The 26,526-nt window shown below is 63.9% G+C and carries 26 protein-coding genes and 1 riboswitch; of the genes, 17 read left to right on the top strand and 9 right to left on the bottom strand.

Translation table 11 applies throughout. The features are described 5' to 3' along the window. Positions 1-275 precede the first annotated feature (275 nt). Positions 276-1,475, bottom strand: a complete 1,200-nt coding sequence (locus tag JQ586_RS27315; RefSeq protein WP_212397725.1) for a TrmJ/YjtD family RNA methyltransferase — start codon at positions 1,473-1,475, stop codon at positions 276-278. Positions 1,476-1,779: 304 nt separating this feature from the next. On the opposite strand from JQ586_RS27315, the gene JQ586_RS27310 reads away from it, so the two are divergent. From JQ586_RS27310 to JQ586_RS27300, 3 genes are all read left to right on the top strand, one after another. Beyond that, on the top strand, positions 1,780-3,507 hold the full coding sequence (locus JQ586_RS27310) for a S9 family peptidase (RefSeq protein WP_212397724.1): 1,728 nt from the start codon (positions 1,780-1,782) through the stop codon (positions 3,505-3,507). A gap of 126 nt (positions 3,508-3,633) precedes the next feature. Then, on the top strand, positions 3,634-4,848 hold the full coding sequence (locus tag JQ586_RS27305; RefSeq protein ID WP_212397723.1) for an NADP-dependent isocitrate dehydrogenase: 1,215 nt from the start codon (positions 3,634-3,636) through the stop codon (positions 4,846-4,848). A 35-nt stretch (positions 4,849-4,883) separates the two neighbouring features. After that, on the top strand, positions 4,884-5,384 hold the full coding sequence (locus JQ586_RS27300) for a DUF3455 domain-containing protein (RefSeq protein WP_212397722.1): 501 nt from the start codon (positions 4,884-4,886) through the stop codon (positions 5,382-5,384). Between the two features lie 43 nt (positions 5,385-5,427). Here the strand turns inward: JQ586_RS27300 and JQ586_RS27295 are convergent, their stop codons facing one another. Further along, on the bottom strand, positions 5,428-6,675 hold the full coding sequence (locus JQ586_RS27295; protein WP_212397721.1) for a cyclic nucleotide-gated ion channel: 1,248 nt from the start codon (positions 6,673-6,675) through the stop codon (positions 5,428-5,430). Positions 6,676-6,689: 14 nt separating this feature from the next. Next, the gene (gene alaS / locus JQ586_RS27290; RefSeq protein WP_212397720.1) at positions 6,690-9,362 is read right to left on the bottom strand and encodes an alanine--tRNA ligase; all 2,673 of its coding nucleotides are present in this window, start codon (positions 9,360-9,362) and stop codon (positions 6,690-6,692) included. Between the two features lie 199 nt (positions 9,363-9,561). Continuing rightward, positions 9,562-9,652: riboswitch (glycine riboswitch) on the top strand. A 141-nt stretch (positions 9,653-9,793) separates the two neighbouring features. Between alaS and gcvT the strand changes: the two genes are divergently transcribed. The 4 genes from gcvT (at position 9,794) to JQ586_RS27270 (ending at position 14,754) form a co-directional block, all read left to right on the top strand. Further along, positions 9,794-10,939, top strand: coding sequence for a glycine cleavage system aminomethyltransferase GcvT (gene gcvT / locus JQ586_RS27285; protein WP_212397719.1), 1,146 nt, complete (start codon positions 9,794-9,796; stop codon positions 10,937-10,939). A 9-nt stretch (positions 10,940-10,948) separates the two neighbouring features. Beyond that, entirely contained in the window at positions 10,949-11,314 is a 366-nt protein-coding gene (gene gcvH, locus JQ586_RS27280; protein WP_212397718.1) for a glycine cleavage system protein GcvH, read from the top strand. A 10-nt stretch (positions 11,315-11,324) separates the two neighbouring features. Then, the gene (gene gcvP / locus JQ586_RS27275) at positions 11,325-14,198 is read left to right on the top strand and encodes an aminomethyl-transferring glycine dehydrogenase (RefSeq protein ID WP_212397717.1); all 2,874 of its coding nucleotides are present in this window, start codon (positions 11,325-11,327) and stop codon (positions 14,196-14,198) included. 118 nt (positions 14,199-14,316) lie between these two features. Beyond that, positions 14,317-14,754 carry a thioesterase family protein gene (locus JQ586_RS27270; RefSeq protein WP_212397716.1) on the top strand — a complete coding sequence of 146 codons (438 nt, stop codon included), beginning with the start codon at positions 14,317-14,319 and terminating at the stop codon, positions 14,752-14,754. A gap of 18 nt (positions 14,755-14,772) precedes the next feature. On the opposite strand, the gene JQ586_RS27265 is transcribed toward JQ586_RS27270, so the two are convergent. Continuing rightward, a complete protein-coding gene (locus JQ586_RS27265) occupies positions 14,773-14,910 on the bottom strand; it encodes a hypothetical protein (protein WP_212397715.1) in 138 nt (45 codons plus the stop codon). A gap of 104 nt (positions 14,911-15,014) precedes the next feature. Beyond that, a complete protein-coding gene (gene recA, locus JQ586_RS27260; RefSeq protein WP_212397714.1) occupies positions 15,015-16,106 on the bottom strand; it encodes a recombinase RecA in 1,092 nt (363 codons plus the stop codon). Between the two features lie 1,406 nt (positions 16,107-17,512). Here recA and JQ586_RS27255 point away from each other — a divergent pair. Further along, complete coding sequence (locus JQ586_RS27255; protein ID WP_212397713.1) at positions 17,513-17,758, top strand: hypothetical protein; 246 nt, start codon at positions 17,513-17,515, stop codon at positions 17,756-17,758. Positions 17,759-17,844: 86 nt separating this feature from the next. On the opposite strand, the gene JQ586_RS27250 is transcribed toward JQ586_RS27255, so the two are convergent. After that, positions 17,845-18,015 carry a hypothetical protein gene (locus JQ586_RS27250; RefSeq protein WP_212397712.1) on the bottom strand — a complete coding sequence of 57 codons (171 nt, stop codon included), beginning with the start codon at positions 18,013-18,015 and terminating at the stop codon, positions 17,845-17,847. Between the two features lie 623 nt (positions 18,016-18,638). On the opposite strand from JQ586_RS27250, the gene JQ586_RS27245 reads away from it, so the two are divergent. From JQ586_RS27245 to JQ586_RS27220, 7 genes are all read left to right on the top strand, one after another. Further along, positions 18,639-18,842, top strand: a complete 204-nt coding sequence (locus tag JQ586_RS27245; protein WP_212397711.1) for a hypothetical protein — start codon at positions 18,639-18,641, stop codon at positions 18,840-18,842. 12 nt (positions 18,843-18,854) lie between these two features. Next, a complete protein-coding gene (locus tag JQ586_RS27240) occupies positions 18,855-19,061 on the top strand; it encodes a hypothetical protein (protein ID WP_212397710.1) in 207 nt (68 codons plus the stop codon). 369 nt (positions 19,062-19,430) lie between these two features. After that, positions 19,431-19,604, top strand: a complete 174-nt coding sequence (locus tag JQ586_RS27235; RefSeq protein ID WP_212397709.1) for a hypothetical protein — start codon at positions 19,431-19,433, stop codon at positions 19,602-19,604. Positions 19,605-20,760: 1,156 nt separating this feature from the next. After that, entirely contained in the window at positions 20,761-20,976 is a 216-nt protein-coding gene (locus JQ586_RS27230; protein WP_212397708.1) for a hypothetical protein, read from the top strand. 150 nt (positions 20,977-21,126) lie between these two features. After that, positions 21,127-21,258: a hypothetical protein gene (locus JQ586_RS41185; protein WP_283815487.1), complete on the top strand. Its 132-nt coding sequence runs from the start codon at positions 21,127-21,129 to the stop codon at positions 21,256-21,258. Between the two features lie 69 nt (positions 21,259-21,327). Beyond that, entirely contained in the window at positions 21,328-21,624 is a 297-nt protein-coding gene (locus tag JQ586_RS27225) for a hypothetical protein (protein ID WP_212397707.1), read from the top strand. A gap of 1,389 nt (positions 21,625-23,013) precedes the next feature. After that, on the top strand, positions 23,014-23,217 hold the full coding sequence (locus JQ586_RS27220) for a hypothetical protein (protein ID WP_212397706.1): 204 nt from the start codon (positions 23,014-23,016) through the stop codon (positions 23,215-23,217). 74 nt (positions 23,218-23,291) lie between these two features. On the opposite strand, the gene JQ586_RS27215 is transcribed toward JQ586_RS27220, so the two are convergent. The 3 genes from JQ586_RS27215 to JQ586_RS27205 form a co-directional block, all read right to left on the bottom strand. Beyond that, positions 23,292-23,522 (bottom strand): hypothetical protein, encoded by a 231-nt coding sequence (locus tag JQ586_RS27215; RefSeq protein WP_212397705.1) that lies wholly within the window; start codon positions 23,520-23,522, stop codon positions 23,292-23,294. A gap of 98 nt (positions 23,523-23,620) precedes the next feature. Further along, entirely contained in the window at positions 23,621-23,905 is a 285-nt protein-coding gene (locus JQ586_RS27210) for a hypothetical protein (protein WP_212397704.1), read from the bottom strand. A 75-nt stretch (positions 23,906-23,980) separates the two neighbouring features. Then, complete coding sequence (locus JQ586_RS27205) at positions 23,981-24,112, bottom strand: peptidylprolyl isomerase (protein WP_212397703.1); 132 nt, start codon at positions 24,110-24,112, stop codon at positions 23,981-23,983. Positions 24,113-24,275: 163 nt separating this feature from the next. Here JQ586_RS27205 and JQ586_RS27200 point away from each other — a divergent pair, with 163 nt between their 5' ends. Together JQ586_RS27200 and JQ586_RS27195 are read left to right on the top strand one after the other, a co-directional pair. Continuing rightward, on the top strand, positions 24,276-25,751 hold the full coding sequence (locus JQ586_RS27200; RefSeq protein WP_212397702.1) for an amidase: 1,476 nt from the start codon (positions 24,276-24,278) through the stop codon (positions 25,749-25,751). Positions 25,752-25,887: 136 nt separating this feature from the next. After that, on the top strand, positions 25,888-26,349 hold the full coding sequence (locus JQ586_RS27195) for a PaaI family thioesterase (RefSeq protein ID WP_212397701.1): 462 nt from the start codon (positions 25,888-25,890) through the stop codon (positions 26,347-26,349). Positions 26,350-26,526: the final 177 nt, after the last annotated feature.

The following is a 26,526-nucleotide window of genomic DNA, read 5'->3' as shown; positions in this document are numbered from 1 at the left end:
TGGTCCTACCCCCGTGCTTTCTACCTTGCACGGGGCCCATGGGTGCGATCGGCACCCGGCTTTCCCTGCGCCCTCTGATCGAGAGGGCGGAACGACAGGCAAACCTCGGGCAATTCATGTCGCGAGAAGGCGGATGTGTGTCTCCGTCACTGCGAGCGGAGCGAAGCAATCCATCGCTCCGCATCTGCGGACCAACGGATTGCTTCGTCGCTTCAATTGCCCTTGCAATCTTGTCGCGAGCTCCTCGGAATGACACCGTGGCAGGGACCGCGCTCTCACCGGCCCTGTTTCAGCCCCGCCTCGAGCCGTGCCAGCTCGCCCTCGAGGTCGCGCTCGACATCAGCCACCAGCATGTCGACCACCCGATACTCCCGTGCCTCGAGCCAGCCGCGGCGCTTGGCGCGGTCGGCGGCAATGGCCTCGCTCTCACCCGGGTTGACGAGCTCGATCGCAGTCCGGTGGCCGAAGGAGACGAAGTCGGGGATGTGGCGGCCGACCGGGGTCTGGCGCTTGAACAGGCCGGCGAAGCGGCGGTCCCTGGTCAGCGCCTGCCACAGGATCCGCTCGGCGTCGGTCGGATTGCGGCGGAGCAGCCGGGCGAGCCCGCGCACCGTGCTGCTGTTGTCGGCGGTGGCACCGCCCTGTCCCTGCTCGGCGAGCAGCGCACGCAGCCTTGTCGCCTGCGCGCCGTCGAGCACGCCGCCCTTGGCCGGGCCCTTCCGCCCCTCGGCGATCGCCATCACCACTCCGTGGAGCGTGTGCATGTCCTGCTTGGTCGGGTCCATCCGGGTGAAGATGTTGCGCAGGTTGACCAGCATGGTGTCGCGCTTCTCGGCCGGGCGCAGGAACTCGACCTTGTCGAGCTCGGCGACGAGGTTGTCAAAGAAGGCCTGCATCTGGTGCTGGGAGGCCGGCTCGGACCGTTCGGGCATCGCGAAGGGCAGCGCGCCCGTGGTCGAGAGCTTGAACCACTCATAGCCCATCAGGAGCACCGCCTGCGCCAGGTTGAGCGAGGCGAAGCCCGGATTAACCGGGAAGGTGATGATGCGGTTGGCGAGCGCGACCTCCTCATTGGTCAGCCCCGAGCGTTCCCGCCCGAACAGGATGCCGGCTCCGCCGCCGCCTGCGACATGGCCGACGATCTCGCCCGCCGCGGCTTCCGGCCCGACCACCGGCTTGGCCTGGTCGTGGGCACGGGCTGTCGTTGCAAAAACGAGCGTGAGGTCGGCGATCGCCTGCTCGACGGTGTCGAACAGCTCGACCGAGCCGATGATGTGATCGGCGCCGGCTGCGGCGCGTTGCGCGGCAACGTTCGGCCAGCCGTCGCGCGGGTTGACGAGGCGCAGGCAGGTCAGCGCGAAGTTGCCCATCGCGCGCGCGGCCATGCCGATGTTCTCGCCGAGCTGCGGCTCGACCAGGATGACGACGGGACCGGCAAGGTCGTGCCCTGCCTTGGTCTTGTCGGTGCCGGACATCTCACTTCACTTTCTGATTCAACGTCTGAAGAATTTGAATCAGCTTCAGAGGACGCTGACTCAAGATCTCATGTGACGGCCGGGTGCCGGTTAGGGACCGGCTTTACCCACAGGCAATTTCTCCAAGGAGATAACAGGGTTAGCGCCGCTTGCGAATCCTCAATCGGAATCTCGTGGCGTTGGCCCGGGGCCGTGCCTTGCACGCGCTTCGCCTTCGGATAGGGTATCAACCACAACCAAAGCGAAGCTGTAAAGGCACGCTTTGAGACGCCGGTTTAACGGCGGGGCGCAAGGGGGAACGACAATGCGAGGCAGATGGACACTGGCGATACTCGGGATCGTCCTGGTCGTGGCGGGTGGGCTTCTCGCCTACGTCACCCAAACCGCCGGCGGCATCCGGATCGAGGATGTCAGGTTCAAGGGCGCCAAGGGCAACACCATGAGTGCCCTGCTCTACATCCCGGCGAACGCGACGCCGCAGCTTCCGGCCCCGGGCATCCTCGCCGTCCACGGCTACATCAATTCGCGCGAGACCCAGGACGGGTTTGCCATCGAGTTTGCCCGCCGCGGCTATGTCGTGCTCGCGCTCGACCAGACCGGCCACGGCTATAGCGATCCGCCCTCCTTCGCCAACGGCTTCGGCGGCCCCGATGGATTGGCCTATCTCCGCAGCCTCGATTTCGTCGACAAGGACAATATCGGGCTCGAGGGCCATTCGATGGGTGGCTGGACCGTGCTCGCCGCGGCAGCCGCAATGCCCAACGACTACAAGTCGATGGTGCTGGAGGGCTCTTCCACCGGCAAGCCCTTTGCCGCCGAGGGCACCACGACGTGGCCGCGCAACGCGGCGCTGGTGTTCGCCCAGTACGAGGAGTTCTCCGCCCTGATGTGGGGCGTCGATCTCGCCCGCGACGTCACCCAGAGCCAGAAGCTCTGGGGGCTGTTCGGCGCCAACGCCGCGATCGAGCCCGGGAAGGTCTATGGCGATCCGGCCGCCGGCACCGCGCGGGTGCTCTACACCCCGGCGATGACCCATCCGGCCGAGCACATCTCGCATGAGGCGATCGGCTACGGCCTCGACTGGTTCGCCCGGACGCTGAAGGGCGGCACGCCGCGCCCGGTGGATGACCAGATCTGGTTCCGCAAGGAGATCGGCACCCTGATCGCGCTGATCGGCTTCGTCATGCTGGTGATCGGCACCTTCGACGGGCTCCTGGAGGCGCCGATGTTCTCCCGTCTGCGGCTGCCCGCGGTTGCCGACGGCACCATGCCGCCGCATGCGGCCGCCGCCGGCCGGCGCTGGACCGCAGCCTTCATCCTGTCGGCCTTCATCCCGGCGCTGACCTATTACCCGGCGTTCGCGCTAGGCGGCACCTTTGTGACGCCGTCGGCATTCCTGCCGCAGGGCATCACCAACCAGATCCTGGTCTGGGCCATCATCAACGGCTTGATCACGCTGGCACTGATGCGGTTCGCCCCGAAGCGCGCCAGCCGGGGCGGCCTGATCGGTCAATCCATCGTGATCGCGGTGGCCTCGATTGTGGTCGGCTATGCCGCGCTCTGGCTCGCCGACCTCGCCTTCAAGATCGACTTCAGGTTCTGGATCGTCGCGCTGAAGTTGATGAGCGCGAAGCAATTCCTCATCTTCCTGATCTATCTGATTCCGTTCACGGTGTTTTTCGTCGTCGCGCTGCACGTGCTGCACCGGAATTTCTCGACCATGGACGCGCCGCGCGGGGCGCTCTACCTCACCAATATCCTCGCGCTGACGCTCGGCTTTATCGTGCTGCTGGTGCTGCAATACGGCACGCTGTGGCTGACGGGAAAACTGTTCAACCCGATCCCGGACTCCGGCTTCGTGCCGCTGTCGACCATCGTCGCGATCCAGTTCGTGCCGCTGCTCGCCATCGTTGCGGTGATCGCGACCTTCACCTGGCGGCGGACCGGATCGAGCCTGCCGGGCGCCCTGATCGCGGGACTGTTCGTGACCTGGTACGTCGTTGCCGGGACGGCGACGCAGGCGGCGTTCTAGGTGAAAAGATGGGCGTAAAGTGCATAACCGCTCCGCTTCCGCCCGCCCCCGGGCGGTGCTATAGGCGCAGGCGTATTCCACTTTAGCCCGTCAAAAGCGCGCTGTTTCCCAAGAGGCCTCTCCGTCATGGCAAAAATCAAGGTGTCCAACCCCGTCGTCGAACTCGATGGCGACGAGATGACCCGGATCATCTGGCAGTACATCAAGGACAAGCTGATCAACCCGTTCCTGGATATGGAGCTGCTCTATTTCGACCTCGGGATGGAATACCGCGACGCCACCAATGACCAGGTGACCATCGACGCCGCCAACGCCATCAAGAAGGTCGGCGTCGGCGTCAAATGCGCCACCATCACCCCGGATGAGGCCCGGGTGAAGGAATTCAACCTGAAGGAGATGTGGAAGTCGCCGAACGGCACCATCCGCAACATCCTCGGCGGCTGCATCTTCCGCGAGCCGATCATCTGCAAGAACGTGCCGCGGCTGGTTCCCGGCTGGAGCAAGCCGATCATCATCGGCCGCCACGCCTTCGGCGACCAGTACCGCGCCACCGACATCAAGTTCCCCGGCAAGGGCGTCCTGACGCTGAAATTCGTCGGCGAGGACGGCACCGTGATCGAGAAGGAAGTCTTCAAGACGCCCGGCCCCGGCGTCGCAATGGAGATGTACAATCTCGACGACTCGATCGTCGACTTCGCCCGCGCCTCGTTCAATTACGGCCTGATGCGCAACTACCCGGTCTATCTCTCCACCAAGAACACCATCCTCAAGGTCTATGACGGCCGCTTCAAGGACATCTTCCAGGACGTTTTCGACCGCGAGTTCAAAAAGGAATTCGACGCCAAGGGCCTGACCTACGAGCACCGGCTGATCGACGACATGGTGGCCTCGGCGCTGAAATGGTCCGGCGGCTATGTCTGGGCCTGCAAGAACTATGACGGCGACGTGCAGTCCGACACCGTTGCGCAGGGCTACGGCTCGCTCGGCCTGATGACCTCGGTGCTGCTGACCCCCGACGGCAAGACCGTCGAGGCCGAAGCCGCCCACGGCACCGTGACCCGCCACTATCGCGAGCATCAGAAGGGCAAGGAGACCTCGACCAACTCGATCGCATCGATCTTCGCCTGGACCCGCGGCTTGTCCCATCGCGCCAAGCTCGACAACAATCCGGAGCTGGCGAAGTTCGCGACCACGCTGGAGAAGGTCTGCGTCTCGACCGTCGAGGAGGGCTACATGACCAAGGACCTCGCGCTCCTGGTCGGCGCCGACCAGCGCTGGCTCTCCACCACCGGCTTCCTCGACAAGGTCGCCGACAACCTCGTGAAGGCGATGGCGGCCTGAAGGCCGCTGTTGCCGACCACAGCTGCGAGCTGGCCATGCCCTTTCTCAAGAGCGTTGCGCTCGCATCACTGCTGTTGACCGGGTCGGCGGCCCTCGCGGCCGATCCGCTGCCCAGCGCCATCGCGGCCGCGGGCGAGACCGCGGTCCTCACCGTCCATGCCGAGGGCGCGCAGGTCTATGAATGCAAGGCCGTCGCCGACGGCAAGCTCGTCTGGTCGTTCCGCGAGCCGATCGCCACCCTGAGCGCCAACGGCAGGACGATCGGCCGGCATTATGCCGGCCCGAACTGGGAGCATGTCGACGGCAGCGGCGTGACCGCCCGCACCACCGGCGACGCCCCGGGGGCCTCGCCCTCCGATATTCCCTGGCTGAGGCTCGAGGTGATCTCCCACCGCGGCAAGGGCGTGCTCTCGGCCGTCACCACCGTGCAGCGGATCAATACGTCCGGCGGCAAGGTCGACGGCGCCTGCGACAAGGCCGGCAGGCTGAAGAGCGCGGCCTATTCGGCCGATTACGTCTTCCTGCACAAGGGCTAGAGAGCGTTTTCGAGCGAAGTGATCCAATCAGAACCGAAATGCTCTAGTCGCGATCGCCGCCGCGGGTTCCGCTCGGCATCGCCTGTGCGATTTCACCCTCGGCAACATCGCCGGCGCTGGCGGTCTCGGCGAGCCGCGCATCGGCGGTTTCCTTCACATGGGCCGCCAGTGCCGGCACGCGCTCGATCAGGGCGTGGAAATCCTGCGCATCGAGCACCAGCAGCTTGGTCTTGCGCCGCGCCGTCACCGTTCCGGACCGCTTGGTGCGCCTGAGCAGCGCTATCTCGCCGAAGAAGGTCCCGTCGGACAGCCGCACGCGCTGGCTCGGCAGATCGATCTCGACCTCCCCGGCCGTGATGAAATACATCGATGAGGCGGCATCGCCGCGCCGCACCAGCACCTCGCCGGCCTCGATCGTCTGCGATCGCAGCAGGCGCATGATGTCGGCGATCTCGCTGGCGCCGAGATGCGAGAACAGCGGCACCCGCGCCAGCATGCCCCAGGTCACCACGAAATCGCGGCGCCGCACCTCGTCCGCGAACGCAGTCGAGATGATCGCAACCGGCAGCGCGATCATCGCGAAACCGAACACGATCGCCGCCACCGTGACCATCTTGCCAAGCGGCGTCACCGGAATGACGTCGCCATAACCGACGGTGCCGAGCGTCACGATCGCCCACCACATCGCATGCGGGATGGTGCCGAACTTGTCGGGCTGCACGTCGTGCTCGAGCGCATAGAGCAGCGACGCGAACAGCAGCACGGCGCCGGTCAGGATCACGATGCAACCGAACAGCGTGCGCCGCTCGGCATGCAGTGCCGCGAGCAACGAGCGCATCGCCGGCGAATAGCGCACCAGCTTGAGGAACGGCAGCATGCCGAACAGGATCACCCCGATCCGGTCGCCGACGACGAGCGCCACCGCCGAGGGCAGGAAGGCGAGCAGATCGATCAGGCCGAGAGCCGAGAAGACGTATTCGAGCCGCGCCCTGAGCGGCGTCATGTCGCGCAGCGAATGACCGACGATGCTCCAGATCCGCGCGGCATATTCCAGCGCGAAGGCTATCACCGCCGCGACCTCGATCACCGTCAGCAACCGGCCAAACCGCGCCGATATCTCCGGCACCGACGCCAGGATCGCCGCCAGCACGTCGACGACGATGATCGTGATGATCAGCCGGACGAAACGCGAGCCGACCGAGTACGGCAGATGATCGTGCTCGAGCAGCTCGTAGAGGCGATCCCGCAGGTCCGGATCGCTGACTGCGCGCTTGCCCGGAACCGTCGTCACGGCCAGCCTCTCCGTCAGGCTCCCGCCAAGGCCTGCTCGATCGCGGACAGCGCTGCATTGGCCTTGGCGCCGTCGGGACCGCCGGCCTGCGCCATGTCGGGGCGGCCGCCGCCGCCCTTGCCGCCGAGGGCTTCCGAGCCCTTGCGCACCAGTTCGACCGCGTTGAAGCGCGAGGTGAGATCGGCGGTGACGCCGACCACGATGCCGGCCTTGCCGTCCTCCGTGACACCGACGATCGCGACCACACCGGAGCCGATCTGCTTCTTGCCGTCGTCGACCAGGCTCTTCAGGTCCTTGGTTTCGACGCCCTCGACCGCGCGGGCCAGCAGCTTGACGTTGCCGACCTCGCGTACGCCTGACGCCGCGCCGTTCGACGCGCTGCCGCCGCCCATTGCGAGCTTCTTCCTTGCATCAGACAGGTCGCGCTCGAGCTTCTTGCGCTCCTCCATCAGGGCGGCGATGCGCGCCGGCACGTCCTCGACCGAGGTGCGCAGCTCATGCGCCGCGGTCCTGGCCAGCGCCATGGTGTCGTTGGCGTGCTTGCGGGCATGGCGGCCGGTCAGGGCCTCGATGCGGCGCACGCCGGAGGCGACCGCGCTTTCGCTGGTCACCGAGATCAGGCCGATGTCGCCGGTGCGGCGGACATGGGTGCCGCCGCACAATTCGACCGACCAGCCGAGCGCGTTCTGGCCGTGCTCGCGGGCGGACTTGCCCATCGAGACGACGCGCACCTCGTCGCCGTATTTCTCGCCGAACAGTGCCCGCGCGCCGGCCTCACGCGCATCGTCGACCGCCATGATGCGGGTGGTGACCTCGTCATTCTCCAGCACGACGTCGTTGGCGATGTCCTCGACGCGGGCGAGTTCCTCGGCCGTGATCGGCTTCGGATGCACGAAGTCGAAGCGCAGCCGGTCGGGCGCGACCAGCGAGCCGCGCTGCGCGATGTGGTCGCCGAGCACCTGGCGCAGCGCCTCGTGCAGCAGATGCGTCGCCGAATGGTGGGCGCGGATCGACGCGCGGCGCGCGTGGTCGACCTCGAGCTGGAGCGCAGTGCCGGGCTTCAGCGTGCCCTGCTCCACCTGGCCGAGATGCACGAAGAGATCACCGGCCTTCTTCTGGGTGTCGGTGACGCGGAATGTGACGCCCTCGCCCGTCAGCACGCCGGTGTCACCGACCTGGCCGCCGGACTCGCCGTAGAACGGGGTCTGGTTCAGCACGATCGCGCCGGCCTCGCCGGCCTTCAGGCTGCCGACCTCGGCGCCGTCCTTGACCAGGGCCGCCACCACGCCTTCCGCGCTCTCGGTCTCATAGCCGAGGAATTCGGTGGCGCCGAGCTTCTCGCGCAGCGGGAACCAGATACTCTCTGTCGCCGCCTCGCCCGATCCGGCCCAGGACGCCCGCGCCTTCTCGCGCTGCCGGTTCATCGCATCGGTGAACGCCGCCTGGTCGACGCTGATGCCGCGCGACTTCAGTGCATCCTGCGTCAGGTCGAGCGGGAAGCCATAGGTGTCGTACAGCGTGAAGGCGGTGTCGCCGTCGAACATGTCGCCTTTCTTGAGGCCTGCGCTCTTCTCATCCAGGATCGAAAGACCGCGCGCCAACGTCTTGCGGAAGCGCGTCTCTTCCAGCCGCAGCGTCTCTTCAATCAGGTTCTCGGCGCGCACCAGATCGGGATAGGCCTGCCCCATCTCGCGCACCAGCGCCCAGACCAGGCGATGCATCAGCGGCTCCTGCGCGCCCAGGAGCTGCGCATGGCGCATCGCGCGGCGCATGATCCGGCGCAGCACGTAGCCGCGACCTTCGTTCGACGGCAGCACGCCGTCGGCGACCAGGAAAGCCGACGAACGCAGATGGTCCGCGATCACCCGGTACGACGCCACGGTCTTCTCGTTCGGTCCGTGCCCGAGCGCGGACGACGTGGCCTCGATCAGGTTACGGAACAGGTCGGTCTCGAACACGCTGTCGACGCCCTGGAGGATCGCAGCCATGCGCTCCAGCCCCATTCCGGTATCGATCGAGGGACGCGGCAGCGGCACGCGCTCCTCCTTCGTCACCTGGTCGAACTGCATGAACACGAGATTCCAGAATTCGAGGAAACGATCGCCGTCCTCCTCCGGGCTGCCGGGAGGCCCGCCCCAGATGTGCTCGCCGCGGTCGATGAAGATCTCCGAACACGGTCCGCACGGTCCGGTATCGCCCATCGCCCAGAAATTGTCCGAGGTCGCGATGCGGATGATGCGGTCGTCGGAGAAGCCGGCGATCTTCTTCCAGTGGCCCGCCGCCTCGTCATCGTCGTGATAGATCGTGACGAGCAGATTGTCCTTCTTCAGCCCGAAATCCTTGGTGATCAGGTTCCAGGCGAGCTCGATCGCACGCTCCTTGAAGTAGTCGCCGAAGGAGAAGTTGCCGAGCATCTCGAAGAAGGTGAGATGGCGCGCCGTGTAGCCGACATTGTCGAGGTCGTTGTGCTTGCCGCCGGCGCGCACGCATTTCTGCGAGGTGGTGGCACGCTGATAGGGCCGCTTCTCCACGCCGGTGAAGACGTTCTTGAACTGCACCATGCCGGCATTGGTGAACATCAGTGTCGGGTCGTTGCGCGGAACCAGCGGCGACGAGGCCACGATCTCGTGCCCGTTCTCCTTGAAGAAGTTCAGAAATGTCGACCTGATGTCGTTGACGCTGCTCATGTTCATCCAATCGGGAAAGGGGCCGGATCAGGCTTAACAGCGTTCTTTTCCGGCCGAACGCTTTTAGACATTGCGGGCCGCGGTGTCCAGAAACTGTGCAGCCAGATCATGGGCTTGCCGCAACAGCACAAAGCCCGTTGAGAACCGGGCGAGCCGCGTTGACAGGCTTGGCAGCGCCGTGGTTCTGTCCTACCAGTTGTTACGTCACGTCGGGAGAGACCGGCCTTATCGCCGGCGCCGAAGGAGCAACCGCCCCGGAAACTCTCAGGCAAAAGGACCGCGTGACGTCTGATATCTGGAAAGAGGCGCCAGGAGCTTTCGCTCCACGGCGTCCGCCGACGGGATAATACTCTCAGGCACAGCGACAGATGGGGCTTTCTGCAGGTTTCCCGGGGGAATCGGTCCCCGGCGGGAACCGCGAGGGCCCTGTGATGCTTGCGTCAGACAATTCTCCGCTCAAACAGACCCCGCTGCACGCGCTGCATCTGGCACGCGGCGCCAGGATGGTGCCGTTCGCCGGCTATGACATGCCGGTGCAGTACACGGCCGGCGTGTTGAAGGAGCATCTGCACACCCGCTCCCATGCCGGCCTGTTCGACGTCTCCCACATGGGCCAGCTCGCCTTGAGGCCCAGATCCGGCAAGGTCGCGGATGCGGCGCTGGCACTGGAAAAGCTGGTGCCGCAGGACATTCTCGGCATCGCGCCGGGACGCCAGCGCTATGCGCAGTTCACCAATCAGGACGGCGGCCTGCTCGACGACCTCATGGTCGCGAATTTCGGCGATCACCTGTTCGTCGTGGTCAATGCGGCCTGCAAGGATGAGGACGAGGCGCATCTGCGCGCGCATCTCTCCGATGCCTGCGAGATCGTATCGCTGGCTGATCGCGCGCTGATCGCGCTGCAGGGACCAAAAGCCGAGTCTGCGCTGGCGAAGCTTTGTGCAGATGCCGTAGCGATGAAATTCATGGACGCCGGTCCGCGCCGCGTCGACGGTGTCGATTGCTTCGTCTCGCGCTCAGGATACACCGGTGAGGACGGCTTCGAGATCTCCGTGCCTTCAGACAAGGCCGAGGCGCTGGCCACTGCACTGCTCGACAATCCCGACGTGCTGCCGATCGGGCTCGGCGCCCGCGACAGCCTGCGGCTCGAGGCCGGGCTCTGCCTTTATGGCCATGACATCGACACCACGACCACGCCGGTCGAGGGCGCGCTGGAATGGTCGGTGCAGAAGGTCCGCCGCAACGGCGGCGCCCGCGCCGGCGGTTTCCAGGGTGCGGACAAGATCCTCGCACAGTTGACCCAGGGCGCATCGCGCCGCCGCGCCGGCCTGCGGCCCGACGGCCGCGCACCGGTGCGCGAGGGCGCCGTGCTGTTCGCCGACGCGACGGCGGCAGAGCCGATCGGCAAGGTGACATCGGGCGGCTTCGGTCCGAGCCTCAACGCTCCCGTTGCGATGGGCTACCTGCCCACCTCCCTTGCAGCCATCGGCACCACGGTCTTCGCCGAAGTGCGCGGCCAGCGGCTGCCGCTCAAGGTCGTCGCCATGCCTTTCGTTGCCAACACCTACAAACGCTAGAGGACACCAATGACGACGCTCTACACGTCCGACCACGAATGGCTCCGCATCGAGGGCGATGTCGCCACCATCGGCATCACCGACTACGCGCAATCGCAGCTCGGCGACGTCGTGTTCGTCGAACTGCCCAAGGTCGGCCGCAGCCTGAAGAAGGCCGAGGCCGCCGCCGTCGTCGAATCGGTCAAGGCCGCTTCCGACGTCTATGCGCCGATCACGGGTGAAGTCGTCGAGGTCAACGAGGCGCTCGCCGCCGAGCCTGCGCTGGTCAATTCGGACGCCGGAGGCAAGGCCTGGTTCTTCAAGCTGAAGATAGCCGACAAGAGCGAACTCGGCGGCCTGATGGACGAGGCCGCCTACGCCGCGCACACCGCCTGAGGATTACGCCATGAACGCGCCCTTCAAACCGAGCAACGAAGCCGCCACCGATTTCGTCCGCCGCCACATCGGCCCCTCGCCGCGCGACATCGACGCGATGTTGACGACCGTCGGTGCCGTGAGCCTGCAAGCGCTGATGAGCGAGACGCTGCCGGCGTCGATCCGGCAGAAGGAGCCGCTCGATCTCGGGCGGGCGCTGAGCGAGACCGAGGCGCTGGCGCATATGGCCGGGCTTGCCGCGCAGAACCAGACCTTCACCTCGCTGATCGGCCAGGGCTATTCCGGCACGATCCTGCCCGCGGTGATCCAGCGCAACATCCTGGAGAATCCGGCCTGGTACACGGCGTATACGCCCTATCAGCCGGAGATCAGCCAGGGCCGGCTTGAGGCACTGTTCAACTTCCAGACCATGATCTGCGATCTCACCGGGCTCGATGTCGCCAACGCCTCGCTGCTCGACGAGGCGACCGCGGCTGCGGAGGCAATGGCGCTCGCCGAGCGTCATTCGCAGGTGAAGTCGAAGGCGTTCTTCGTCGACAGGGAGGTGCATCCACAGACGCTCGCGGTGATGCGCACCCGCGCCGCGCCGCTGGGCTGGGCCCTGATCGTCGGCGATCCCATGACCGAGCTCGACAAGGCCGACGTGATCGGCGCGCTGCTGCAATATCCTGGCACGACGGGCGCGGTGCGCGACCTGCGCCCAGCAATCGCCGGGCTACGCGCGAAGGGCGCGCTCGCAATCGTCGCGGCCGACCTGCTGGCGCTGACCCTGCTCGCCTCGCCGGGCGAACTCGGAGCCGACATCGCGGTCGGCTCGGCGCAGCGCTTTGGCGTACCGATGGGCTATGGCGGCCCACACGCCGCCTACATGGCGGTGCGTGACTCGCTGAAGCGTTCGCTGCCCGGCCGCATCGTCGGCCTGTCGGTGGATTCTCGCGGGGCGCCGGCCTATCGGCTTGCGCTGCAGACCCGCGAGCAGCATATCCGCCGCGAGAAGGCGACCTCCAACATCTGCACCGCGCAGGTGCTCCTCGCCGTGATCGCCTCGATGTATGCGGTCTATCACGGCCCCGAAGGCCTGACGCATATCGGCCGCAGCGTGCATCGCCGCGCCGCCGTGCTGGCCGCGGGCCTGCGCAAGCTCGGCGTCGCGCCTGCCAGCGAGGCGTTCTTCGACACCGTGACCGTCGATGTCGGCGCGAAGCAGCACGAGTTCGTCACCCGTGCGTTTGCCGAGAAGATCAATCTGCGCGTCGGTCCGGCCACGCTGGGCATCGCGGTCGACGAGACCACGACACCCGAGACCATCGAGGCGGTGTGGCGCATCTTCGGCGGCAAGCTCGCCTATGCCGAGATCGAGGCCACCGCGCGCGACGCGCTGCCGAAGGAGCTGAAGCGCGCCGGCGCCTTCCTGACCCATCCCGTGTTCAACACCCACCGGTCCGAGACCGAGCTGCTGCGCTACATGCGCAAGCTCAGTGATCGCGACCTGGCGCTCGACCGCGCGATGATCCCGCTCGGATCCTGCACGATGAAGCTGAACGCCACATCGGAAATGATCCCGCTGACCTGGCCGGCGTTCGGCAATCTGCACCCGTTTGCGCCTGCGGACCAGGCCAAGGGCTACCATGCGCTGTTCAGGCGGCTCGAGCAGTGGCTGTGCGACATCACCGGCTATGACGCCGTCTCGCTGCAGCCGAACTCCGGCGCGCAGGGCGAATATGCCGGGCTTCTTGCCATCCGCGGCTATCACCTCGCGCGCGGCGAGCCGCACCGCAAGGTCTGCCTGATCCCCTCTTCCGCACACGGCACCAATCCGGCGTCGGCGGCGATGGTCGGCATGGATGTCGTGGTGGTCGCCTGCGATGCGCGCGGCGACGTCGACGTCAACGATCTCCGCGCCAAGGCGGAGAAGCATTCGGCGAATCTCGCCGCTGTGATGATCACCTATCCGTCGACCCATGGCGTGTTCGAGGAGCATATCAGCGAGATCTGCGACATCGTGCATGCGCATGGCGGCCAGGTCTATCTCGACGGCGCCAACATGAATGCGCAGGTCGGCCTGTCGCGGCCAGGCGATTATGGTGCCGACGTCAGCCATCTCAACCTGCATAAGACCTTCTGCATCCCGCATGGCGGCGGTGGTCCCGGCATGGGCCCGATCGGCGTCAAGGCGCATCTCGCGCCCTATCTGCCCGGCCATCCCGCAACCGACGGCAGCGTCACTCACCTGGTCGGCCCGGTGTCGGCCGCGCCGTTCGGCTCGGCGTCGATCCTGACCATCTCCTACATCTATATCCTGATGATGGGCGGCGAAGGCCTGACACGGGCGACCGAGATCGCGATCCTCAACGCGAACTACATCGCAGCCAGGCTCGAGCCGCACTTCCCGGTGCTGTATCGCAACGGCCGCGGCCGCGTCGCGCACGAGTGCATCATCGACCCGCGGCCGCTGAAGACGACCTGCGGCGTGACCGTCGACGACATTGCAAAACGGCTGATCGATTACGGCTTCCATGCGCCGACCATGAGCTTCCCGGTGGCGGGCACGCTGATGATCGAGCCGACGGAATCGGAATCGAAGATCGAGATCGACCGCTTCTGCGACGCCATGATCGCTATCCGCAACGAGATCGCCGAGGTCGAGAAGGGCCACTGGACAATCGAGGCCTCGCCGCTGCGCCACGCGCCGCACACCGTGCACGACATCGTCGACGATGCCTGGAGCCGCGCCTACAGCCGCACCGAGGGCTGCTTCCCCGCCGGCGTCTCGCGCCAGGATAAATACTGGAGCCCGGTCGGCCGCGTCGACAACGTCTATGGCGATCGCAATCTGGTCTGCTCGTGCCCGCCGATCGAGGATTACGCGCAGGCGGCGGAGTAAGGCGCCGCTGTCGTAGCTAGCGTGGGATGGGTGGAGCGCAGCGAACCCGTCCCTATGGTCCGGACATCATATTCGATCCGGCTGATGCGCGGCGAACAACACCGCGGCAGGAGGCATCATGCGCCAGGAATTCTGGTTCCACTTCCCGTTTCGCGTCCGCTATTCCGAGGTGGACGCGCAGTCCGTGGTGTTCAACGCGCACTATTTGACCTACTTCGATACGGCGATCACCGAATATTTTCGCGCACTCGGCTACGACTATCTCGGCGAGGTCGCGCGGACCGGCATCGATTTCCACACCGTGCGATCGGTCGTCGAGTACAAGGCGCCGATCCGCTTCGACGAGGACATCGACGTCTGCGTCCGGGTCGCGCGGATCGGCCGTTCCTCGATCGTGCTTGCGCTGGCGATCTTCGCGAAAGGCTCGGAGGACCTGCGCGCGACCGGCGAGATCGTGTGGGTCGCGACCGACCAGAAGACCCATCAATCGGTCGCGGTGACGGAGGAGTTGCGGGAGATGATTGCGAGCCGGGAGAAGGCGCTGGCGCAAGCGTAAGCGGCGGCGCGCCGAACGCTACGGCTTTGCCAGCGTCGGATTCCAGTGACGGCAGCGGCCCCAGACGAACCGAAACGTAAATTGAACGACGGCATCGGCCAGACCCGAACGCGCCAGGCTGGAACCGGACGAACTGGTGAGGATCAAACGCTTCATCGGCCGGCTCACTCAACGCCACATCGAAAACGAAACGGGCGCCAAGGACGTCGGCAACTCAACGTCCTCGGCGCCCGCTTGCGGCGAACTGATATGACCGGAGCTTACTCGTCGGCCGCCGGCTCCTCGCCGTCGGCATCGCGCTCGGGCGTGCCGGCGAGGATCTGCTCGGAGATCAGACCGGAATTCTGCCGGATCGCGGCTTCGATCTTGGTGGTGATGTCGGGGTTGGCGCGCAGGAACGCCTTGGCATTCTCGCGGCCCTGGCCGAGCCGCTGGCTGTCATAGGAGAACCAGGCACCCGACTTCTCGACGAGGCCGGCCTTGACACCGAGGTCGAGGATCTCGCCCATCTTGGAGACGCCCTCGCCGTACATGATGTCGAACTCGACCTGCTTGAACGGCGGCGCCAGCTTGTTCTTCACCACCTTGACGCGGGTGGTATTGCCGACGACTTCGTCGCGCTCCTTGATTGCGCCGATGCGACGGATGTCGAGGCGGACGGAGGCGTAGAACTTCAGCGCGTTGCCGCCGGTGGTGGTTTCCGGCGAGCCGTACATCACACCGATCTTCATGCGGATCTGGTTGATGAAGATCACCATGGTGTTGGACTTGTTGATCGAGGCGGTGAGCTTGCGCAGCGCCTGGCTCATCAGGCGGGCCTGCAGGCCCGGCAGCGCATCGCCCATCTCGCCCTCGAGTTCGGCCTTCGGCACCAGGGCTGCGACCGAATCGACCACCAGCACGTCGACCGCACCGGAGCGCACCAGCGTGTCGCAGATCTCCAGCGCCTGCTCGCCGGTGTCGGGCTGCGAGATCAACAGCTCGTCGATGTTGACACCGAGCTTGCGCGCATAGACCGGATCGAGCGCGTGCTCGGCATCGATGAAGGCGCAGATGCCGCCCTTCTTCTGGCCTTCCGCCACCGTGTGCAGCGCCAGCGTAGTTTTTCCCGAGGATTCCGGCCCGTAGATCTCGACGATGCGGCCCTTCGGCAGGCCGCCGACGCCGAGCGCGATGTCGAGGCCGAGCGATCCCGACGACACCGTCTCGACATCCATCGAGCGGTCGTTCTTGCCCAGCTTCATCACCGAGCCCTTGCCGAACTGGCGCTCGATCTGGGAGAGCGCGGCTGAGAGGGCCTTGGACTTGTCCATGGAGGATCCTTCGACGATACGCAGGGCAGTAGCGGACATTTGGGATGTGCTCCTTATGGCGGGGATTCGCTAGCGGGACAAACGGGTGTTGAGGTCAGATCGACTGCTTTGTTGATTGGGAACACGCGTACCACGTTTGTTCTATGTTCGCAATATGTTCTTTTGAACCCGGGGGTGCTGGCCTGTTTCCGACCGCAGTGGCCTGGCCTGAAAATGGCAGTGGCCTGAATTGGTTATGGCCGCTTTCTCAGTAAGAATACTGAATTCGATCCCCCACAGAGTCTTATGGGGTAACAAGGTTTGTTCCCCAAGGGACTTCACAGGCTTAACGCCGGGACGTTCTGCTTTTGGTCAAATTTCCCACCACTATGCACTTTGTGCCACATAGATTTTGATGGCGCCCAATTTGTTCTTGGCACAAACTGCATAGCCGCCTGAAACCCACACGGCCGGCGTCCCGTAACTGGTACGCCGGCCATGGCTTCTGTTTGTGGCAGGGCAATTGGAAGTGGCCAGCAGGGGCCGTCCGGTTTTCTCCAAGTTACGGACGGCCCCATCTGCGGGTTTCACGATGAAACGCGACAATCTCTATTTCAGGCTCTCGCTGCTCTGGGTCGCGATCCTTATGATCGGCGTGGCCTATATCCTGACCCGTTGAGGAATTCGATGAAGGGATGGGTGATAGCCCTGGGCGTTATCGTGATCCTGTACATCGCGGACCAGCAATTCGCTGATGGCCGATACACCAGTGCCGTCCAGCGCATGGCGACCCAGATCATGCGTTCGTTCTAGGAGGTGACAAGCGCGCGACGTGGGATGACCAATTGAACATGCCCCACGTCGCTGCCGTGCATGATGATCGCCGGGGCCGATATGAGCGCCTACTGTTTGCTGAACCGATCGAGACGAAAGCATGGAGACGTCGTCGCCGCCTCCGTTGGCCGCCCCTTTCATTGCTCGATCAAATCGGCAGTCCCAAAGAAGTGGCCCCGTACGCTGGGGACACGCGCGGGGCCGAAGGCAAGGTTGGTCGTCCTCGATCGTAGATCTTGCCTGGCCGCTTTTCGTTGTCCCTAACGGAGCACCGGAGTCATACGGGCTCGGATTCGTCCGTCGCGGGAAAGGTCGAAAGAAACGACCCCAGCGAGGAATGATCCAAGCTGGGGTCGAGTCTTCCGCGCTGATCAATGGTCGCTGGACATTTCAAAAACAGCGGCCTGCTGGGTCCTCGAAAACAAATAGGAAATCAAGAAACCTTCCTGCCCAGTGCTCGAAGTATAGGGTCAGTTTCCGGTTCCAGAAATGACTTAGGCAATCGGTGTCCTAATTCGTTCGGATGTGTGTCTTAATTGGGACAGCATGGATCTGCCCGTTCCCACTGGATTCTCCGGGACCAACAAAAGTTTCAGACTTGCAAGCGCGCGAATCTGGGAAATATTGGCCCCATGCCGCATCTCAAAAATTGCCTTGAGATTTTGCGCCACTTGATCGCCAAGGGCGACGTAAACGGTGCCTCCTACGCCGAACGCGCCATCAACGAATACCTGGAAGTGACGCCAGCCACGGCCAGAAAGAGCGGCCTGCGCGTTATCCAACAAGACGTGCTGATCCAGCGTGACGCCGTGATTGGCGACCGGCGGAGTTTCGCCGAGATCGTCAATGCCTACATCGAGAAGAAGCTGACGGAGTAAGGCTGCCTCGGTTGGCGGTCTCCGGAACGCGCGGACCTTCCGCCGGTTTTTTGCCGGAGGATTCGAGGAGGATTTCGGTGAAGGGATTAATGATAGCGATAGTCGTTATTGTGGGTCTTTATCTTGCCGACCAGCAGTTCGATCAGGGCCGATACACCGACGCCGTCGAGCGCATGGCGGCTCAAATCAGGCGGTCCTTCCAGAGCATGATCCGGAAAAGTGTGAAGCGGTTTTCCGGAAGGATCATGCTCAAACAAGAAGCTAGAGCGCGATGAGATCAGGGTGAATCCTCATCGCGCTCTAGGGATCAAAGCCCTGCTCGGCGGCCTTTCGCGGCTTTGTCGCCTCCTGTCCATGCGAGCCGAGGCTTTCAAGGATTCGTCGCTCTCGATGTCGTGGGCAGGAATAATTGTCAGCGCGCGAGCGCCCCGAAAGAACCGGCCCCAGTTCGGGGAAGCGAACCGGGGCCGCCGGAAATCGCCGCCGCTTCATCTGAGCAGGAGCCAACTCATGCTCACGAGGAATACGATGAAAGACGCTCCCGCGCAGGTCACGAAGGCGTACTCTACACGATCCATATGCCGATCCAGCTTCAGCATCGTTCGAGCTTGCGCCCCGCCAGGCGCCGCCGCATTTGCATATGCGTGTCAGCGTGGGTGTCGTAATTTTTTCCGACGAATGTCCTGATCAGCAGAGTGCCGGCCTGTTTCGACCTCAAGTGGCCTGGTTTGAAAATGGCAGCGGCCTGAATTGGTTAAACCGCGACGCTCGCAGGAGAGTTGAGGACGTGGTTCTCCGCAGCACGTGAACCTGGTTCCAGAAACCAGGGACGGCGCCAAACGGTTGACGTCTCGCGGGGACGACCCTGGAGACCGTGACCATGACGGACAATCCCATGCTCGAACCAGCCTATTGGCGAATGCGGGCGGAAGAAACGCGCGCCAAGGCCGAAGGCTTGATGATCAGCGAACATCAACGGGAAAAGCTTCTCAAGGTGGCTCAGGAGTATGACCAACTCGCCCTGCGCGCCGAACAATGGCAGCGTGATATGAAGCCGCCTGTTTCCGAAATGGTGGCGCAGTGAGCGCGCCGAACCATGCAGCCCGAGGAATATCTGCGGCTCGCCGATCATTACTGGCGGCGAGCAAAAGATGCCAAAGCTAACGATCGCTATCAACTTCGCGCACTTGCGGACAGCTACCATGTGCTCGCCGAGAGCGCCCGCATCCTGGAACGATCCGCCAAGGTGCTGGACCGGCTGAAACAGAAGAAGGTGAAGGAAACCGCTGACCACGAAGAGTAAGGCCGGTTCTCGGCAGGGAACCGGGAGAACTTGCTGCTCGTTGTCGCGCCATGCTGGTTGCCGCCCTGCTCGCCGAATAGGGTCGCTTAACTTAGTGAAAGGCCGGTGTCAGGCTCGCGTTGTACGCTAGCCGCATGAATCGCGAGCTGCTGTATCTCCGTCTCTCGCTGGTCTGGGTGGCGATAGTCGCCGCCGGACTGGCCTATGTGCTGTTCGCGTGAGGCCGCCTCGTTGGCGACCTCCTGTTTTGGGGCGATAAATTCGTTCCTTCCGTTTTTCCCGGTGGATGAACAGAAATTCATAACAGCCCGGAACGGACCTAACTCATGTTGGTTGGAGAAGCATGATTTTCACAGTGGAGATCATGCGATGTTCCAGACCGAGGACGCCATCGCCCGTTGCGAGTGCGGGCACGAGATAACGAACTTCCGGCCCTATGCCGACACCCGGACCGGCACGCGCTTTCTGACGGCGCGCTGCGAAAAGTGCGGAGAGATCGCCGTCCTGTTGGCGGACCAAAAGCAGCAGGCCATATCGCGATGAGCCGGAAAATCTTGCAGGCCCGCACCGAGCAAGCGCTCGTCGTCATCATACTCAGTACCGCGACGCTTATTTCCTGCTTTGCCTTGGCCCTTTCCAGGCTGTGAGGCCTGGCACGACCCTGTCTCGACGCCCGGCGGCGTCCCGGTTCGTGCGCGACCGCAGTTCGGAGAGTGGAGCCCAAACGACCCGCTGGATCAAAAAGGGGCCGCATCACGCGCGACCCCCTACCGGTTTAGTCTGAAAATTTGCTCGGTATGAAATGCTAGCCCCGGCAAAAGCTAAGTTAGCGTTTTCCACAGCCTTTGTGGATTCCGGAAGAGCACGGTGTTTCCAGCGCGGAACCACCGATTCAGGGCATCCCCTTGGGGCACTGCCTCGCCGCGCCTGGTCGTCACGGTGCGATCGTAGTCGCCCTCTCCCTCGAGATCGGCGAACTGGGCGGGCGCGGCATCGATGTGAATGCGTGACATCGGTCAGGACCTCATGGTCCCAGACAGCGAAAGGCCCCGACGGGGCTTGAGCGCCGAGGCCTCTCTTCGGAGCAGCGTAAGCGCTTGTAACGCACGGTGTCCCGGTTTGTTTCACCGCGTGTCCAGGACCGGTCCCTGCGCGGTTTCCGCAGATGTGGGAAAGTGGGGCCGCTCGTGACTGGGAAAGGCCGGGCGGCCCCGGCCGGCCGAAGAGAACCAAAGGAAGAAGCGGACCGGCGCAGCAGTTACGGTGTGCTGGCCGCATTGGTTTCATGCTTCCAAAAGAAGCGGCCCCAGCGCGGGGAAAAGTGTGCTGAGGCCGAAGTCTGACTGTGGTTGTCGGGTACCGTGACAGCACCCCAAGCGGCACCACGCGAATGGACCGCATCTGCACGGTACCGGTCAGAGCCTGCGCGACAAGGACTAGATTCCTCAGAGCTGAACTGCGTTCCTGCATTGTGATGTCGCGTGTTCCGCCGTGAGTGAAACTGCGATGGCACAGGCTGTGCAGACCAACCGACGCCGGGATTCGCATCCCCTCCTGGAGTTGCATCCACGCCGCCCGCAAAGGTTTCGGGCGGGCGGCGTTTCGCATTTCCGCGCTCCGGACTATTTTCCTAGAACATGATCCCGCTCAGGGAGGCTGTTCTACGATTTCTTAATCCATTGTCCTGCACAAAAGCTGCATGGCTACGGACAAGATCGCCGTGACGTGCACCAGGTGCCGCACCCGCTTTCGCGAGAAGGTCGGACGGCTGCGCGATGGCTACCAGGGCCAATGCCCAAACTGCGGGTGCTTCATCAACTTCACCAACGAATCCATGGACCCCGCAGTGCGGAAGGCCATGACCGAAGCGCGCCGCATTCGAAACGGCTTCGTCTTCCAGGCGCCCAAAGAATAGAACCGCGTCGGTTGGCGGCCTCTCCGCCGCCCGGCCACCCAGTTGAGTGCATTTGCACGGAAACGTGCATATATGGCATGATCATGCTCATATTAATGAGTCGATTTGATCCATGGTTATTTCCACTGAACAGGTTTGCGAGACCTGCGCGTGCCGAGACGCACGATCGGCATCGAGCCGCTCAATGGCGAATACGAGGTGCTGCTGTTGCATTGTCCGAAATGCAAGAGCCTCGTCCGGTTGGCCTCCAGGAAGGAGCGACCGGCGCGCCATTCCGGATGACGAGCGAATTCGCGGGAAGCCCGGGAGTCGATCCTCTCCAGTGCCACTATCCTTCAGCTAGGGGCCGCCTTGGAAGACACCGTCCAGATCCGCTGCGCGCGCTGCAAGAACGTCTTCCGTGATCGCGCCAGGCGGCTGCGGAACGGCTATTCGCGGCAGTGCCCGAGCTGCGAGATCGTGCTTTTCTTCGATAACGATTCGCCCAACCCCAACATCAAGCGCGCAATGCAGACCGCCAGGAGCATAAGGAAGGCGTTGCGCGAGAACGAGAACAAGTTCGCGACCAACGCAGCCGGGACCTCTCGAAGCTTCAGTGGTCGCTCCGGATCAAAGACGCGACAGAATGCGGAGAGCGACGACGAATAGCGCCGTGTCCCAGGCAGTGCGTTTTCGAGCGCAATGGATCCGGGCTCGCATGAAGAGAACGGCAGCGTAAAATTTTGCGGCCAAACGATCCCCGGCGCGGGGGGTAGGTTGCACCGAGGATCGTCAACCCAAGTGGGGTTTTACTCCCGGTTGGGGCTTTTTGGGGGGCTAAGACCGGGAGCAGGGAATCGACTCGGCGCGGGCCCCGTTGTTCCAAATGATCACCTCGGCAAAAGCCAATCCACGCTGGCGGTGAGCATGCCGGATGACACGGTCGCAGCACTCGCGAAGACGGTCTCCCTGCAGCGAGCGTCGCCAAAAAAGGCGGCCCCGGCGAAGAGGGCTTCGCGGGGCCGAAGGATGTCAGTCACCCGGACGCTTCCCATGGTCCTGCTGGAGGACCGCAATCATACGGACTCCAGCCTCTGAACCTTTTTCGGGTGTCGTTCGTACTCACACAAGCCAGGATTTTGCCGCGACCTTCCTGGGGCTAGAGCCGACGCCGTCCGCAGGTATTCAAGCGGGCGGCGTTGTGCTGTGAGCGACTTGCGCGGAACGGCCCCGGCGCCTGGGGCTGGCAGGTGAAACGCCGGAGCCGTCCCCTTCCAACGCTCATCAGAGCGCGAATCCATTTCTACTCGCGAAAGTGCGGCAAAACGAGAACCGATCCGGATTAGCCATTTCGGATAGCGTCCTGATTTGTTCCGTCGTGCCTTCCGACCGGAGCCGAAAACCATTCATCCTCGCGGCCTTCGCAGGTGACGACCCGTTACCGAACTGACGTGCCTATGGGGTGATCAGAACTGCGAACAAAATCACGAACAGCATCGCCGTCGTCACGACGGCCGCAACCGCGCCGGCAGTGATCCTGGCTTTCTCCCGCGAATGATAGGGTTCCATCCGGCGGTGCCTGCTCCGATCCGCCGCATTATCGCACAACACGCCAATCGCAGGCAGGTATCCGTAGTTCTCCGGGGCAGAACAAAGTTCCAGTGCCGTTTCTACTTGAAGATCAACAGGCTACCGAGAGGTGTCGGTGCCGCGCGGCGGTTTGATCGAGCTCTGGCGACTGTCCCTACCTACTACTTTGGTATTGTCCTGGGGCTTGAAAAAAGTGCGTAGCCTTCGGTGGACAGCCGGGTTCCATTGGTGTTCGTTACAGCGGATTTCCGACGAGGAATAATTGTCGGTCCAGCCGGTTCTCAAACTGCAAGCACCTCCCCGCCATGCCGGCGACGTTGCCGGCGCACCAGTTCCGGCGGTTCATGGCAATGCGGACATGCGAAGCGACGTCGCTCCTCACCTATCATTTGACGAGCGTTATTAATTGTCACAACTTACAGTTTAATATCCCAACGCCCGCCTTTTGGTCCCGCGGAGCCGTCATCCATGATTCACAGGGGCGTCGAGTTCAGCGTCACCCAGGTTGCGATCGGCATCTGGGCCTGGCGCTTCCAGATCGGAGACCGCGCCTTCACCGGAAGGACCGAGGCCAAACTCAATTTGCTGGCGATCCGCCGCGTCGAGTTGCGGATCGACCGTGAGCTGAAAAAGATCCAGCAGCAACAGGCACGCGAGAACGACAAGGATTAGAAAGCGCTTTCGATGCGATGGGACACCGGTACGCGTGAAGAAAGCGCGTCAAAACAAGAATCCGGGCTGAAAAGTTAGTCGGCGCTGGCGAGACGCCGCATCGTGAACTCGATGTCGCCGCCGGGGAGTTCGCGCCAGCTCTCCACCGAACTCATATAGGCGGCCTTCGGGTAGCGCGCGAGGAAGTCGCGGGCGCGGGAGCGCGCCTGATCGCGCGGCAAGGTGAAGGTCTCGCGCAGAAAGCCGTCATCCGGCTTTCGCCGCCCTGCCATGCGGCTGGCGAGATCGCGCGGACGAAACACCATTGTCGCAACTCCGAACCAACTGACGACGCCCCCAATATAGGGCGCGCGCCTGCCGAATCCGAGTCCGCGCGCAGCCTCCGCCGCGGTGCGGAGGAGCCTTACTGGCCGGCCTTCGCGGCGCTTCCGGTCTTGGTCTTCGGCTTGGCGGGATGGGCCGCCGCCTTCGGCGCGTCGCTGCGCACCGCGCCCCAGGGATCTGACGAGCCCTTGGCATCCGGAATCTTGCTCAGCGAGTCCTTGTAGGCCTTCTGGTTGGCCTTGTCCTGCTCCCTCTCATCGTCGGTCTTGTACTTGTCCTCGGGAAGCATGTTGATATGCGGCATCTGCGCAAGGGCCGGCGCCGTGAACAGCACCGCGACCACAACCGCGCTCAGAATTCTCATTGGGACGCTCCGTTTGTATTTCCAACGCGGTTGATCACCGCAATAAACCACCGCCCGACGCGCCTCGCGCGCGCTCTACAGGTTGTCTGATTTGCAGGTCTTCGGCGACTGCACCCAGTCATCCCAGATCGGACCGCACTTGGTGCAGCCATTGAGCGCGAATCCGACCGCAATCACGCTGCCCAGCATTATCAACCTGCGAAACATGGATGTCCCCATCCCCTGACGAGGCGCCATACGGCCTCAAAACTGGGGCATTTTCAAGCCACCGGACACCTCAGGGAGCGGCCCTGCGCCGTCACATCCTGCGGTGATTTGACCCGCGGCGGCAGCAAATTACAGTACGAAACAAAGCAGAAAAGGAATCGACATGACTTTGGCGATGAGCTGGGACGAGTGGGCGCAGCATGACGGGATGGCACTCGCCGCGCGCGTCCGGCGGGGCGAGATCAGCCCTCGGGAGCTGGCGGCACAGGCCGAGGCCGGTGTCGCCAAGGTCGATGGTGCGCTCTCCGGCGTGGTCGAGCTGTTCGACGACGTGATCGCTGACCCTTCGCGCGATGGCGCCGATCTTGACGGGCCTTTCGCCGGCCTGCCCTTCCTGATGAAGGATCTCGGCCCCACGATGAAGGGGCGCCTGCAGGAAATGGGCTCGCTGATGATGCGCGGCAACCGCGCCGCGGCGGACACCTTCCTCACCACCAAGCTGCGCAAGGCCGGGCTCAATCTGATCGGCCGCACCACGACGCCGGAATTCGGGGTGTGCAGCTCGGCCGAGAACCCGGCCGTCTACATCACGCGCAACCCCTGGAATACCGACTACACCACCTGCGGCTCGTCGGCCGGCAGCGCGGCGATGGTCGCAGCCGGCGTGGTGCCGATCGCACACGCGACCGACGGCGGCGGCTCGATCCGCATCCCCGCCGGCGTCAACGGCAATATCGGGTTGAAAGTCTCGCGCGGCGTGTTCTCGCTGGCGCCACACCTGTCCGATCTCTCGGGGCTGGTCTCGATCCAGGGCTGCCAGTCGCGCTCGGTGCGCGACACCGCGGCCTTTGTCGACGCCTGCCGCGGCGGCGCGCCCGGCGAATTCATGCCGTTCTGGACCCCGTCCGAGCCGTACACGGCGACCATCGCGCGCGATCCGGCGCCGCTGAAAATCGCGCTGTCGCATCAATGGGGCGACTATCGCGCGACACCGCACATTGCCTCCGAGCTCGAGCGGGTCGGCCGCTTCCTCGTTGGCCTCGGCCATCGGGTCGACCTTGCCCTGCCCGCAATCGACTATCGCGAAGCGTTCGCGGCGCAGACCACCTGCTACATCAGTAATTTCGCCGTCGTGATCAGCAACATGCTCGCGGCGCGCGGACTGGATCGGCCACCAGCCGAGCTGATCGAGCCGATCAATATCCGGATCTGGGAGCATGGCCGGCACACCTCATTCGCCGATCGTGCGCGCATGCAGGCCGTCTTCAACACCACCTCGCGCGGCTTCGGCGCATTCTTCGAGGATTGGGACATCATCCTGACGCCGATCACGGCGCTGCCTACGCCGAAGGTCGGCACCACGGAATACCTGACCACCAGCGACAATCCGTCGGTGCTGGACTGGTTCGGCAATCTCTGGCGCAATTTCGCCTTTACGCCGCTCGCCAATCTCTGCGGCATCCCCGCGATCTCGCTGCCGCTCGCGACCAACGAGCACGGCCTGCCGCTCGGTATCCAGGCGATCGCGAAACAGGCCAATGACGGGCTGTTGCTGCAGCTGGCCGCGCAGATCGAGCGCGCGATCGGCGGCAAGTGGAACGGCGGCGAAAAGCCGGGCGTGCATGTGACGCAGGGCTAAAGCGCGATGAGATAAGGCTGAATCGTCATCGCGCTTTAGCTCTTTGTTTGAGCATGATCTTTTCGGAAAACCGCTACACACTTTTCCGGATCATGCTCTAGAACAAACAACCTATCAGCAGGGGGAACGGGACGTCATGCAGCAGGCCAATGAATTCGGGATCGAGGACGCGCGACGCGTGCTCGGCGAGGTGTTTGCGCCATGGGTGCTGGACCTCAACCTGTCGGTCGAGCAGTTCGACTTCACGCCGCCGCCCGGCAACGCGGCCGACTGGCAGCCCGGCGCCGTGCTGCGCATGCCGTTCTCCGAACGCCTCTGCCGCAACGGCGGCATCGTGTGCGGCCAGGCGCTGATGGCGTTTGCCGACACCGCCATGGTGCTGGCCAATCTCGCCGCCAACAAGGGTTATCGTCCCATGACCACGGTCGACCAGACCACGCATTTCATGCGCGCGGTGATGTCGTCCGACGTGCTGGCGGATGCGCGCGTGGTGCGGCTCGGCCGCACCATGAGCTTCGGCCGCGTCACGCTTTCCTCCGCCACCGACAACAAGCCGGTGGCGATGGTGTCCAGCGCGTTCGCGATGCTTCCCCAATAAGACCATATAGCGATTTCTATTTGTCAGAATGCGCGGGCCGATGTTGCCGGCGGATAGTAGACTTACAGTGGGGACTTACGGGCGCCGAACGTGACCCACAGCGCTACCCGATGGCCGCACAGCCCCAACCCAAGGGGGCAATGCCGTGCACCGATCCAGGGCGTGTACTCATAAACG

This window comes from Bradyrhizobium jicamae (assembly GCF_018130215.1).
GTDB classification, from domain to species: domain Bacteria; phylum Pseudomonadota; class Alphaproteobacteria; order Rhizobiales; family Xanthobacteraceae; genus Bradyrhizobium; species Bradyrhizobium jicamae_A.
Note: the sequence above shows the minus strand (reverse complement) of the source record. Positions and strands in the feature narration are given on the sequence as shown.